The sequence below is a fragment of the Mucilaginibacter angelicae genome (assembly GCF_042434235.1).
Taxonomy (GTDB): domain Bacteria; phylum Bacteroidota; class Bacteroidia; order Sphingobacteriales; family Sphingobacteriaceae; genus Mucilaginibacter; species Mucilaginibacter angelicae.
In genome coordinates this window covers 312411-326293 of record NZ_JBHLTS010000020.1, presented here as the reverse complement: position 1 = coordinate 326293, position 13883 = coordinate 312411, and the positions used below count along the sequence as shown (strand labels likewise).

Sequence of the window (13883 nt, the reverse complement as noted above, 5' to 3'; positions counted from 1 at the left end):
TATTGTTTTAATTTATATCCCCCGTCCACCTGTTAGCAATAGCAGGTGGATTTTTTTGTTGGGGTGAGGTGAGTGGTTGATTAGATGAGTGGTTGTGAATAGAAGAAACTTGATAGTTCAATATTTAAGCACGCGAAGGCGCTAAGCCGCAAAGTTTTTTAGTGGCTTATGCCATCTATAGGGCTCAAGCGGCGTCGAAATAAAAGTGGGAAAAGTGCGATCCCCCCGGGGTGGGTGTAGGGAGGGGGGGCATACTTATTGTCACTATTTGTGGTAACTAATTCAAAATGAATGCTTTATTCAATTTCGAGGGGTTAACGTGTTGTTTGTATTAAGTTATTGATTGCTAACTATATAGATTGAAAATAGTCGGATTTTTGTTAACCCTGTTAACCCCTTTGACCCGTCCGTAGGCGCAAGCTTAATTCGTGCACCTGTAATAAAATATTAAAAAAACAAAAAGCCCCCTCTTTACGTGCAACGTAGAGAGGGGTGACGAGCGAAGCAAAGTCGGGGTGAGTAAATATGGGATTGATTTTACACCCTATTGCCTTTCCCATTTCTTAAACCTAACTTTAAAAGGTTCAGTACTTTAAACCTTTTATCCGATGAAAAAAATCATTATTCCGGTAAGTATTTTGATCTTTGCCGCTTCGTGCAAACAAAAAACAGAAACTACTATGTATAAATGGCCCGATGTAAAACCTCCCGTTGCCGAAGTTAAACCGCATATCCGTACCATCCATAATGACACCGTTACCGATAATTATTACTGGATGATAGATTACTTTAAGAAAGGCCCTGACAGCACCAAAGCGGTGGATTATCTGAAAGCAGAAAATGCTTACCAGGACACCATGATGAGCGGTACCAAAAACTTTCAAAAGGTATTGTTTGATGAGATGAAGGCGAGAATAAAGGAAAAGGACGAATCTGTACCGGTATTTAAAAATGGTTACTATTACTATTCGCGTACCGATGAGGGGAAGGAATATTACAAATATTGCCGCAAAAAGGGCAGCCTTGACGCTAAAGAGGAGGTATTGCTTGATGTAGATGAAATGGCCAAGGGGCATAGTTACTATTCGGCTAATGGTTTTAATATCAGTCCGGATAACAAGCTGCTGGCTTATGGTGTTGATATGGTTTCGCGGAGACAGTACACCATTCACATCAAAGATCTGGAAACAGGTGAGGTTTATGCTGATGCCATCACTAACGCGACAGGCGGTTCGGTTTGGGCCAATGATAATAAAACACTATTCTATACCGCTAAAAATGCCGAAACATTATTAACGGAAAAGATCAAACGGCATTTGTTAGGCACCAAAGAGGCTAATGATGTTGTTGTTTATGAGGAGAAGGATAAATCGAACTATATAGGTGTGGATAAATCTAAGTCAGGCAGCTTTATCTTTATCCAGTCGAGTGCTACTTTATCGTCGGAGTTCAGGTATCTGGACGCCAATAAACCTAACGATGCATTTAAAGTGTTTCAGCCACGTATTAAAGATGTGTTATACAGCGTTACCGCTCTTGCCGATAAATTTTTAATAGTAACCAACCAAAATGCCATTAATTTTAAGCTGATGGAATGCCCGCTTGATAAAACCGAAAGCAGCAACTGGAAAGAAGTACTGCCGCATCGTAAAGATGTATTGCTGGAAGGTGTTGAAGAGTTTAAGGACTATATCGTGATCACCGAGCGCAAAAGCGGACTGAACCAGTTCAGGGTGCGCAATCTTGCATCAGGTGCGGAGCATTATGTTGATTTTAAGGAAGCTGCTTATGCTATTTATGTAGGTGCCAATCCCGATTATAACAGTAAAGTATTAAGGTATGGTTATACATCGCTTACCACGCCCTCATCTACTTTCGATTATAACATGGATACCAAAGCATCCAAGCTGATGAAACAGCAGGAGGTATTGGGCGGTTACAAGGCCGATGATTATGTAACCGAGCGCGTTTACGCCACAGCAACCGACGGAACTAAGGTTCCGGTATCGCTGGTGTACAAAAAAGGCTTTGAAAAAAACGGCAAGACGCCTTTGCTGCTTTATGGTTATGGATCATACGGCTATACCAACGATGTTTATTTTTCGAGTGCCCGACTGAGTTTGCTTGACAGGGGATTTGTTTTCGCGATGGCCGGGATCCGCGGCGGACAGGAGATGGGCCGTCAATGGTATCTGGATGGTAAGCTGATGAAAAAGAAAAACACCTTTACCGATTTTATTGACTGCGGTAAATACCTTGTTGACCAAAAATATACCAGTAAAGAGCACTTGTATGCCGAAGGCGGCAGCGCCGGTGGCCTGCTGATGGGTGCGGTTGCCAACATGGCTCCCGACTTGTGGCATGGCATCATCGCCGAAGTCCCTTTTGTTGATGTAGTGAACACCATGCTTGATGAAAGTATTCCGTTAACTACCAATGAATTTGACGAATGGGGCAATCCCAAAAATGAAGATGCTTACAAATACATGAAAAGCTATTCGCCTTATGAAAACGTGGAGAAGAAAGCCTATCCAAATATGTTGGTGGTAACCGGTCTGCATGACAGCCAGGTACAATATTTTGAACCAGCCAAATGGGTAGCCAAGCTACGGGCCAATAAAACTGATAACAATGTATTGATGCTGCATACCAATATGGATTATGGCCATGGCGGCGCGTCAGGCAGGTTCGATTATTTAAAGGAAGAAGCTTTGAATTATGCGTTTTTGTTTGCCCTGGAGGGGGTGGAGAAGTAGGCGCTTGGTGAGTGGTAGAAGATATATTCATTTCGTCATTGCGAGGCACGAAGCAATCCCAAACTATACAGAGAGGACCTGCTAAGTGGGGATTGCTTCGTGCCTCGCAATGACGACTTTTATATTAAACGTTGAAAATTACACCCGTCATAAATTTTATCCCCTAAAATACATAGCTGTATCTTTCCTGTTAATTTTCGGTGAGTGGCACAATAAATAAATCGCCGTTTATTATATTCGGCAAAACCCAAGCAGATAATGAAATTACTCTCTAAGTTAACACTCGCGTTTTGCCTGTTTTTGAGCACCGGGGCTTTGGCTCAGCAACCTGTTAATATGCAATATTCAGTGTCGATGGAAAAGGCGGCCGAACATTTATATCACGTTGAGCTCAGCAATAAAACCCACCTTAAAACGCTCGATTTTAAAATGTGCGTTTGGACGCCCGGGTATTACCAGCTGATTAATTTTGCGGGTGCCGTACAAAATTTTACGGTTACCGATGCAAAAGGAAATGCGCTTAAATTTGAGAAGCCTACTAAAGATACCTGGAAGGTTACTAATCCTACATCCGGAGATGTAAAGATCGCTTATGATGTAAAAGCCGTTGTGCCTTTTGTGGGCAATGTTTACCTTGATGAAACAAGAGCTTACATTACCCCCGGAGGCTTGTTCATGTATCTCGACGAGGAATTACGCCACCCTGTTACTATCCAAATGAAGCCTTACAGCAAATGGAATAACCTGGTAGCTACGGGCCTGGACACTTTGAAAGGACAATACCATGTTTACAAAGCAGCCGATTTTGATGTGCTTTATGACAGTCCGTTTTTAATGGGCGAGCTGGAAGTACTGCCGCCATTTACCGTGCAAAACAAACCGCATAATTTTATCGGTTATAAGTTACCCGCTTTTGACAGGCAGGCTTTTATGGATGATCTGAAAAAGATCGTAGTGACCGGCAGTAACATCATAGGAGAGATCCCTTATACACATTATACCTTTCTATCAATAGGTGCAGGGGGAGGCGGTATCGAACATTTAAACTCAACTTCATTGAGCTTTAGCGGCGGCGAAGGGTTTAATACCCCCGAAGCCCGTAAAAGGCTTTACAATTTTATAGCGCACGAATATTTTCACCATTACAATGTTAAACGCATCAGACCGGTTGAGCTTGGTCCGTTTGATTATTCGAAAGAGAACCATACCAATATGCTTTGGGTATCGGAAGGGTTTACGGTTTATTATGAGTACATGATTACAAGGCATGCCGGTTTGATGAGCAATGAAGATATGTTTGGTGATTTTCAGAACAACCTGCGCAACTACGAAAACCAGCCGGGCCATTTATATCAATCCGCAACGCAAGCCAGCTATAACACCTGGGATGACGGTCCTAACGGCAGGCAGGGAGATGATTTTAATAAAACCATCTCTTATTATGATAAAGGCCCTATCCTTGGTTTGATGCTTGATTTCAGCATCCGGCAGGCTACCCAAAACAAAAAAACGCTTGATGATGTAATGCGCCTGCTTTATTATAAATATTACAAAAAGCTGAACCGTGGTTTTACCGAGCAGGAATTTAGGAACGAATGCGAAAAAATGGCAGGCATACCATTAATCGAAGTTTTTGAATATGCATCAACAGTTAAACCGCCCAATTATCCTAAGTACTTTGCTTATGGTGGATTGGCTGTTGATACAGTAACAAGGGTGGTTTCCCAATCATGGGCTGGCCTTAACGTACGGCAGCAGGGAGATACCCTGAGGATCAATACTGTTGATTACAAATCGCCGGCCTGGGATAAAGGCATCCGGGGGCGTACCGCAATATTGTCGGTAGATGGCACACCTGCAACAATTGAAGTGCTTTTTAAAGCGTTTGCAACAAAAAACTCAGGAGATAGCTTAACGCTGAGTTTAATAAAGAACGGAGAAAAGCGGGATGTTACCATTGTTTTGGGCACACTGCGGCAAAAGACATTTAAAATAACGCCATTGCCTAATCCCGATAAACTGCAGGCAGCTATTTTTAAAAGCTGGACGGAAGGGCATTGAGAAAATAACGTTTGCTATTGTATGAGGTGCTTCGTAAAATTACCCACAATTTAAACGTCTATGAAAATCATCGAAAAAGCAGAAAGACTGGTCGCCTTAGGTGTTGATCCTGTTGTTTTAGACAGATATCGCGAAGTCCATCGGTTTTACCACACCCTTGAGCATTTGGATGATCTATGGCAACAATTAGAAAACCAGGGTTACGGTAATAATGATGTATTGCTGCTGGCCACTATTTTCCATGATATTATTTATGATCCGCGATCGGGTACAAACGAAGAGGACTCGGCGCAGTATTTTAACGAAGTTTTTACTGGGGATGGAGCGCTTAAATCTCTCGTAACAGATATTATATTAGATACTAAACATCACAAGCCGGGTTCGGCATTATCAGCAATATTCAGTGCTGCCGATCTTAATGTCCTAAAGCAGCCTTTTGATAAGCTGCTGGTTTACGAACAGCAGATCTTTAAGGAGTTTCAGTTTGTTGACCACAAAATTTACAGGGAGAAACGGGTAGAAGTATTAAAGAACCTGCAGGAAGGCGTTGATAACCCTGCCCTGGATTATTTGATAACCTACGTAGAAAATTTTAAACCTCGTATTGCTGTATATCCGGGAAGTTTTAATCCTTTCCATAAAGGGCATTACAACATACTGCAAAAAGCCGAACGTATTTTTGATAAGGTGATCATAGTAAGGGGCGTTAATCCCGGTAAGGATACGGCTACTTATGAATTGCCTGAGGCTTTAAGGTACCGGCAAATTGAAACTTACGAAGGATTGCTTACCGAATTTATAGATAACCTTGGTTATGATGTCACCGTTATCCGCGGGCTCAGAAACGGCTCCGACCTGCAATACGAACTGAACCAATACCGCTACCTGCAGGAACTTGGCGGTAAAAATATTAGTGTAACTGCTATTTTTTGTGATATGGAGTTCGAGCACATCTCAAGCACCGGCATCAGGCAGCTGGAAAAATATGGTAAAGCAGAGGAGTATTTGTTGTGAAGTTAGGTGAGTGGTTGATTGGGTTGATTAGGTGAGTGGTTGGTTTAATGTTTACGAAAACTGCGTTAGCGATAGTAGCGGATACCGGCCTTGTGGCTAATGCTTGTGCAGTATAAGCGGATAGCGCGGGCCGCAGGTAACGCCATAATTCGGATGGCAGTTTGGATTAGGCAGTATGATAATAATATATAACTCAAAACCATTCACCTAATCCAACTTAATCAACTACTTACCTTAAATCCAACCATTCACCATCACCCCAAAAACAAATCAACCCGCCCCTTGCTTTTGCATAATAAATCACTATCTTTGCACCCACAATTAATAAAATAGTTAACGCTTTAATATTATTCAAGTAATGTATTTAGGTAAAGAAGCAAAGGCAGAGATCTTTGCAAAACATGGTAAGTCAGCAACTGACACTGGTTCGACCGAAGGACAGGTAGCTTTATTCACCACTCGTATCGCGCACTTAACCGGTCACCTGAAAAAAAACAAACATGATTTTTCAACCCAGTTATCACTGCAAAAATTAGTAGGTAAACGTCGCGCGTTACTTGCATACTTATACAAAAAAGACATTGAAAGATATCGTGCTATCATCAAGGCTTTACAGCTAAGGGATATCATTAAGTAATTCTCTCCTTTTTTATTTAAAAGCCATCCCCATTTTAGGATGGCTTTTTTACTTTTGAAACATATATTTACACACATAAAATCCGATGCGCTCCCGAAGATGAAAAGTGCATCACAAACAAAAAAAGATGAGTTTAAACGTAATTAAAAAAGTTATTGATCTGGGCGACGGACGCACCATTGAGATCGAAACAGGTAAACTGGCCAAACAAGCGGATGGTTCGGTAGTGGTAAAAATGGGTGACACCATGTTGCTGGCTACTGTTGTATCGTCGCCTGAAGCTAAAGAAGGAGTTGACTTCTTGCCATTATCTGTTGACTACCAGGAAAAATATGCTGCCACAGGCCGTATCCCAGGTGGTTTTTTACGCCGCGAGGCTCGTTTATCAGACTATGAGGTATTGATCTCCCGTTTGGTTGACCGTGCTTTGCGTCCATTATTCCCTGATGATTATCACGCTGATACACAAGTGATGATCTCTTTGATATCTGCTGATAAAGATATCATGCCTGATGCATTAGCCGGTTTGGCAGCATCTGCAGCTTTATCTGTATCTAACATTCCTTTTAACGGTCCTATCTCTGAAGTACGTGTTGCTAAAATTGATGGTCAGTTGGTAATCAACCCTACTTTAAGCCAGCTTGAGCGTGCTACTTTAGAATTTATTGTGGCCGGTAGCGAGCATGATATCAACATGGTTGAAGGCGAATCAAAAGAGATCCAGGAAGCTGAATTGGTTGAAGCCATCAAATTTGCCCATACCGCTATCAAATTACAATGTTTAGCTCAAAAAGAACTGACCATTGAAGTTGGTAAAACTGAAAAACGCGTTTACAGCCATGAGCACAGCAACGAGGAATTGAAAAAAGCCATCTATGCTGCTACTTACGACCAGGTTTACGCCATTGCTTCTGCTGCATCAGCAAAAGAAGAACGTGGTGCTAAATTTAAAGAAGTACGTGATGCTTATATCGAAACCTTAGGTGAGATAGATGAAATCACTAAAGGCCTTGCTAAAAAATATTACCATGATGTGGAGTATGATGCTATCCGTAACCTTGTATTAGACGAAGGCAAACGTTTAGACGGCCGTACCACTACCCAGATCCGCCCGATATGGAGCGAAGTTGGTTATTTGCCATCTGCTCACGGTTCGGCGGTATTTACCCGCGGTGAAACCCAATCATTAACTACTGTTACCTTAGGTGCTAAGGATGATGAGCAAATGATTGATGGTGCTTTCATTAACGGATACCAAAAATTCCTGCTGCACTACAATTTCCCGGGTTTCTCAACCGGTGAGGTTAGGCCTAACAGGGGTGCTGGTCGCCGTGAAATTGGTCACGGTAACCTGGCTATGCGTTCATTGAAACAAGTATTGCCGTCTGAAGATGAAAACCCATACACTATCCGTATCGTTTCTGATATTTTAGAATCAAACGGTTCGTCATCAATGGCTACAGTTTGCGCCGGTACATTGGCGCTGATGGACGCAGGTGTTAAAATCAAAGAGCCTGTATCAGGTATTGCAATGGGTTTGATCACCAACGAAATGGGTACCAAATATGCTATCCTTTCTGATATCCTTGGTGATGAAGACCATTTAGGTGATATGGACTTTAAAGTAACCGGTACTAAAAATGGTATCGTTGCTGTACAAATGGACTTGAAAATCAACGGCCTTTCATACGAAGTATTAACCAATGCTTTGAACCAGGCTAAAGATGGTCGTTTACATATCCTTGGCGAAATGGCTAAAACCATTACCGAGGCACGTGCCGATTACAAACCACATGCACCGCGTATTGTTACCATTAAAATTGATAAAGAATTTATTGGTGCAGTTATCGGGCCCGGTGGTAAAATCATCCAGGAAATGCAGCGTGAAACAGGCGCAACCATTTCTATCGAAGAAAAAGACAACCAGGGTATTGTTCAGATCTTTGCCGATAACAAGGCTTCTATCGATGCCGCTTTATCACGCATCCGCGCTATCGCTTCAAAACCTGAAGTTGGCGAAATTTACGAAGGTAAAGTAAAATCAATCATGCCTTTCGGTGCATTTGTTGAGATCATGCCTGGTAAAGATGGCTTGCTGCACATATCTGAAATTGATCACCGCCGTATCGAAACTATGGATGGGATCTTCCAGATAGGCGACGAAGTAAGGGTAAAATTACTTGATGTAGATAAGCAAGGTAAACTGAAGCTGTCGCGCAAGGTTTTATTACCTAAACCAGAGCCAAAGCAAAGTAACTAAGCAATTTTTTATAATAACAAAACCCTCTTTATGAGGGTTTTGTTATTATGTTTCAAATTTTTTTTATTTTTTTAAAACAAAAAGCGGATGTTTAAACTTACTAACTGTTAACACGTTGTTGATAGAACCATAATTCCGATCCTGTTTGATAAAAAAATGACCCCTGCTACTAACGATCCTTTAGATTTTCTGAATAACAATTCGGCTGGAATGCAGACGGGCACACAAACCGATCTGGTTCAGCAGTTATTGTATGAAATAATCAGGGTTAAAGAAATTATTTTGTATTACGACTCCATCCCAAACGGAGGCGGGCAGCTGGGTTCATCCATCCTCAATGAGCTTGTTTCAGAGGCTTATCAGTCGCTGGTTAATTATGATACCGTGCTGATGAGGAAATACTATGATCTTTTGTTGAATTGCGATTAGCCTGCCTCAAATAAGCCATGGCATTGCAAGGAATGAAGCAATCGTACCGAAGCATGGCCACCCTGTATAGTATGCGATTGCCGCGCTGCGCTCGCAATGACATATTTACCAGTTTCAAAGCCTGAGTCTTCCTAACCTCTAATCTCCAACCTCCAATCACTAACTCACAACAACAATATATCTATCTGGTGTGCATGCACCATTCCTACAACCGGCGACCACGCAAATACTGTAAACCTGCCATCCTGAGAAGCTACTAATGCCAAAGCATCCTTTTGATCGTAAACAAATTGAGCTGCTGCTAAATGCCTTGTACCTCCATTTTGTGCAGGGTGGATCACCCGGGTTGAGCAGCCTACAATTGGTTCGGTCACTACGATCTCTTCGATAGGCGAACTTTTTTCTGAGCGGCCTATTTTGGCACCGAAAGCCAGCAGCTCGTGTTTATCATTTATTAGCGTAGCGCCGTCTATCGAAGTTAATCCGCCTATGGTATCAACCGCACGGCGCATTTTTTCCTGCCATGAGGTGTGATAACGGTCGATGCCTTCGTGAATCATCAGATCGGTAAGCCCTGAAAACGGAGGGTCGACGGGGTAGGAGATCGGGGTGATGATGGATTCGCGCCATTCTTCACTTCCGGAGGGGACAACCAATAATATGCCGCCGCGCTTGTGGGCTTGCATGGAGGTAGCCAGTTGAACTAATACGTTTACCGGATCATTCCATAGGGATGGCAAAGTAAAATCAAGCATGGCCGAAAGTACATTAGGGCAATCAGAAATGCTGGAGCCGTGCTCGTCAACTACTTTAATATCGTCGCCTTTTAATATGGCTATGTTTACAAATTTGCCAAAACCCTCTATACGGCGGTGTTTGATCACTAATAATCCGGGTTCAATTACTTCCAGCACAAAACAGTAAGCCGGAATAGCCAGGGTAGTTCCCCAGATGTATAGTTCATCATCTTCTATCCAGATGCCTAAATGGATGCCCGGCTGTTGTACTGCCGAAGCAAATTTAGTCAGGATATTAGGTGCGAGTTTAATTTTGCCACCAAACAGCAACGGCTGACCGGCGGCTTCGGGCGGCAAAAAAGCCAGGGTGAATTTTGGTGAAAATCCCTCTTCCCGGCGCAAGCTTGCCCAAAATGAGATATCGATAAGTGATTCGATAGTGGTACAACTGGGGGTAGGAGCAAGATCTATCTCATCGTTATCAGCGAGGGCTTTGGTGTGAAAATGCCTGAAATGCCTTTCGATAATGGTTGCCACTTTACCGGCTGCTTTATATGTAGGTCCTGAACTCAAAGTTTTGGTGGTGTCTTTCATTTAAATACTTATCTCAAAAGTAAAGCTAAATAAACAGGCTTACAAACAAACGCCTCAATATTGCAATTGGCGGATAATTGGTTTAAACAGCTAATTTTAAAACTTGTTTAAACAATACATTGTCAAGTGTTTATCATACTTGCGTGCAATTATCTGCCTAAAGTCAGTTGTTAATGTACGTCAATTTTTTTTCTGATTTATTGTAGCACTTTTGCAGCCGGAAACGATAATGTAATCATGAAACTTCTATCTCACATCATATCACTTACACTGCCTGATACTACTCCATTGCAGGTATCAGCGCTTTTAAACTTAGGCTTAACTTATGTACAACGGGGCTTCAACAAGGTTTTCCATAAAGAACAAAAAATCGAAAACCCTTGTGAACAATTGCAGCCTTGTATGTAAGCAGCATTAAATTAAAGTAACACGATCTATACATGCAATTTATCTATAAATTTGCGGTATGGATCAGTTAACGGCTGCGGGCAAATCAAAAATGCGGATTGCCAACAGTATTTTCTTCTTCGTTTCGGGCTTCGGTTACTCTTCATGGGCCTCGCGTATTCCATCCATAAAACATCAGCTTAATTTAAATGAAGCCCAGTTAGGGCTTGTGTTGTTTGCCATGCCTGTTGGCCTGATGCTTACTATGCCTTTAACGGCCAAAATGATCAAACATTTCAGCAGCCGTACAATGATGCTGATAGGGGCGCTGGCTTTTAGTTTGGTGCTTTGCCTGCCCGGCTTTATGGCTTATATGTGGCAGCTGATAATAGTTTTATTCTTTGTAGGCTCAACCCGCAATATATTAGGTTTATCTATGAACTCGCAGGCTGTGGGGATCCAGGCTTTGTACGATAAATCAATCATGGTAACATTTCACGGCATATGGAGCCTGGCCGGTTTTGGTGGGGCTGCTGTTGGTTACCTGATGGTATTGTTTAACGTAGCGCCCTCATACCATTTATTGGGTGTAGGGATTGCTATGCTGATCCTTTCTGCAATATTTTATCCTTCTACATATGATTATCAGCCAGCCGAAACACCTGATAAATCGGTATTTTCTATGCCCGATAAACACCTGCTTAAATTTTCGTTAATCTGCTTTGCTTCTATGGCCTGCGAAAACACGCTGTATGACTGGAGCGGCGTTTATTTTGAAAAGGTAGTACACGCTACCAAATCATTTGCCGAAGCCGGCTTTGTAGTTTACATGGTTACCATGACCATTGGCCGTTTCGCGGGCGATAGGGTGGTATCAGCTATTGGCATCAAAAAGGTTTTAACTTATAGCAGTATGCTGGTTTTGGCCGGCCTGCTGGTATCGGTATTTTTACCGTATACTTTAACCGTTTATTTAGGCTATGCTATGATAGGCATGGGGGTATCATGCATAGTACCGCTGATATTTAGCATGGCAGGTAAATCAAAAACTATGAACAGCAGCCAGGCATTGGCCGCGATATCAACAGTGGGGTACCTTGGCTTTGTTATAGTACCTCCGATAGTTGGTTTTATTGCCCAGGCAGCCAACCTGCAAATAGCTTTCTTTGTTGTTGCCGCCTTTGCTGCCATGATGATATGGATGGTAAGTAAAATAGAGGATGTGCCCGTGGTATCATAGTTTTGTCAAATAAGTCAGTCTCTGTTTCTGTCGATTGTGTTTTAGCTTATAATTGTAACATCAAATCGAACGGTTTGATGTTACATCTGCAAAAAATGAGCACAAACATTACCGAAATCAGCACACAGCCGTCAACAGAATTATTTATCAAGATGGTAGTCTCCAACTGGGAGCTGCAAAACAGCCGCTTAAACGGTTTGCTTGATAAACTGACCGACGAAGCCCTTGCTGCCGAAACAGCTCCCGGCCGGAATAGCGGTGTTTACCTGCTGGGCCATCTTACTGCTGTTAGCGACGGATTGTTTACTTTCTTAGGTTTGGGTGAAAGGCTCTATCCCCAACTTGATGCTCTTTTTGTTAAGAGCCCTGAAAATTCCGGTTTGGAGAAACCTTCGTTGACCGAGCTTAAGCAATACTGGGCCAAAGTAAACGAGGTTTTGACCGAAAAGATGAATGCGATGCAACCCGAAGATTGGTTTAAGCCGCATAGTGCCATAACTGCCGATGATTTTGCAAAAGAGCCACACCGTAACAGATTAAATATCCTGATTAATCGTACTATACACCAGGGCTATCATATTGGGCAATTGGTTTACCTGGTAAAGAAATAAGCGTTCACCGACCGGATTTGCCTCAAAAGGTTTAATCCGTGACAATTGGATGAAACGTTTTTTACAAAGGGATGGTAAATAATCCCTGAAACCGTTATACTTTTGCTTAACACTGTTAAATGATTTAATAGTGTAATCAAAATGGCAAGTAAAGAACGTATACAGCGCTTAAAAGAGGAAACCAGGGTCAATATTCTGGATGCCGCGCTCCACATAGTTAAGCATGAAGGCTGGCAGGCTTTAAGCATGCGTAAGATTGCCGATGTAATTGAATACACCGCGCCCATTATATATGAATACTTTGCAAATAAGGATGCTATATTAATGGAACTTACACGCAAAGGCTATTTGATCTTATCAAAGGATATGGAGGTAGCAAAGGAAAACTATCGCCTGCCCGAAGAGCAACTGGAAGCCATGTGGCTTGCTTACTGGAACTTTGCTTTTGAAAATAAAGAACTTTACCAGGTCATGTTTGGCGTACAGATGAACTGTTGCTGTGAAATGATAAAGGCAATGCCGGAAGCCCAGCGCTTTACTGCTTTAGTTAGCGAAGCAATCATGCAGCTGATGCAAATAAAGGATATCAACGACGAAATGATTTGTACAAAATACTATACTTTTTGGTCGGTAGTACACGGATTGGTATCCATCAACTTACTAAGCAGGGGATTCTCTGACGAAGTTAACCGCCAGGTTTTGAAAGATACCATAGGCGGGATCATCAGGTCAATGAAAGATTAGGTCTTTCTGTGATCAGAAAGCTACACTGTTAAATCATCTTACAGTGTTAGGTAATTGTTAAGCACTTTTTAAAACAAACTCTTAATACAATGGAAAAGCTCACTCACAACCCACAAAATCTATTTAACAGTGTTAAACGATTTAACGGTGTTGTAACATCTAATTTATGCAGTTGCTGTAATTAGCGTGCATCGTTTTGTTATATCGTGATCGAAAATCGTGAATATCACGATATAAGGTATTTTAAATTAAATCTTATTATTATAAATGGTTGATATGCAGTTAAATATAAAACTGGCATTTCAATTGAAAAACAGTCGGCAACAGTAAAACAATGAAAACAATCAATTCATCATATATCACAAGCCCAGGGGCTTATTCTAATCCTATCCATTCACCACTCTTAAAATCAT

Annotated in this window: 11 protein-coding genes; 10 read left to right on the top strand and 1 reads right to left on the bottom strand. The window is 41.9% G+C overall.

Annotated features, from left to right (window positions below):
• Positions 1-608 precede the first annotated feature (608 nt).
• The 6 genes from ACFFGT_RS09620 to ACFFGT_RS09595 all read left to right on the top strand — a co-directional run bounded on the left by ACFFGT_RS09620 (position 609) and on the right by ACFFGT_RS09595 (position 9157).
• A complete protein-coding gene (locus ACFFGT_RS09620; RefSeq protein ID WP_377022307.1) occupies positions 609-2756 on the top strand; it encodes a S9 family peptidase in 2148 nt (715 codons plus the stop codon).
• A gap of 258 nt (positions 2757-3014) precedes the next feature.
• Complete coding sequence (locus ACFFGT_RS09615) at positions 3015-4817, top strand: M61 family metallopeptidase (protein ID WP_377022306.1); 1803 nt, start codon at positions 3015-3017, stop codon at positions 4815-4817.
• A 60-nt stretch (positions 4818-4877) separates the two neighbouring features.
• Positions 4878-5831, top strand: coding sequence for an adenylyltransferase/cytidyltransferase family protein (locus ACFFGT_RS09610; RefSeq protein WP_377022305.1), 954 nt, complete (start codon positions 4878-4880; stop codon positions 5829-5831).
• Positions 5832-6189: 358 nt separating this feature from the next.
• Complete coding sequence (gene rpsO, locus ACFFGT_RS09605; protein WP_377022304.1) at positions 6190-6468, top strand: 30S ribosomal protein S15; 279 nt, start codon at positions 6190-6192, stop codon at positions 6466-6468.
• Positions 6469-6595: 127 nt separating this feature from the next.
• A complete protein-coding gene (gene pnp, locus ACFFGT_RS09600; RefSeq protein ID WP_377022303.1) occupies positions 6596-8728 on the top strand; it encodes a polyribonucleotide nucleotidyltransferase in 2133 nt (710 codons plus the stop codon).
• Between the two features lie 156 nt (positions 8729-8884).
• Positions 8885-9157: a hypothetical protein gene (locus ACFFGT_RS09595; protein ID WP_377022302.1), complete on the top strand. Its 273-nt coding sequence runs from the start codon at positions 8885-8887 to the stop codon at positions 9155-9157.
• A gap of 164 nt (positions 9158-9321) precedes the next feature.
• Here ACFFGT_RS09595 and ACFFGT_RS09590 read toward each other — a convergent pair whose 3' ends face one another.
• Entirely contained in the window at positions 9322-10488 is a 1167-nt protein-coding gene (locus ACFFGT_RS09590) for a putative sensor domain DACNV-containing protein (RefSeq protein ID WP_377022301.1), read from the bottom strand.
• 237 nt (positions 10489-10725) lie between these two features.
• Between ACFFGT_RS09590 and ACFFGT_RS09585 the strand changes: the two genes are divergently transcribed.
• The 4 genes from ACFFGT_RS09585 (at position 10726) to ACFFGT_RS09570 (ending at position 13470) form a co-directional block, all read left to right on the top strand.
• Positions 10726-10896: a hypothetical protein gene (locus ACFFGT_RS09585; protein WP_377022300.1), complete on the top strand. Its 171-nt coding sequence runs from the start codon at positions 10726-10728 to the stop codon at positions 10894-10896.
• A gap of 58 nt (positions 10897-10954) precedes the next feature.
• The gene (locus ACFFGT_RS09580; RefSeq protein WP_377022299.1) at positions 10955-12115 is read left to right on the top strand and encodes an MFS transporter; all 1161 of its coding nucleotides are present in this window, start codon (positions 10955-10957) and stop codon (positions 12113-12115) included.
• A 95-nt stretch (positions 12116-12210) separates the two neighbouring features.
• Positions 12211-12726, top strand: a complete 516-nt coding sequence (locus ACFFGT_RS09575) for a DinB family protein (protein ID WP_377022298.1) — start codon at positions 12211-12213, stop codon at positions 12724-12726.
• 141 nt (positions 12727-12867) lie between these two features.
• Positions 12868-13470, top strand: a complete 603-nt coding sequence (locus ACFFGT_RS09570; protein WP_377022297.1) for a TetR/AcrR family transcriptional regulator — start codon at positions 12868-12870, stop codon at positions 13468-13470.
• Positions 13471-13883 lie beyond the last annotated feature (413 nt).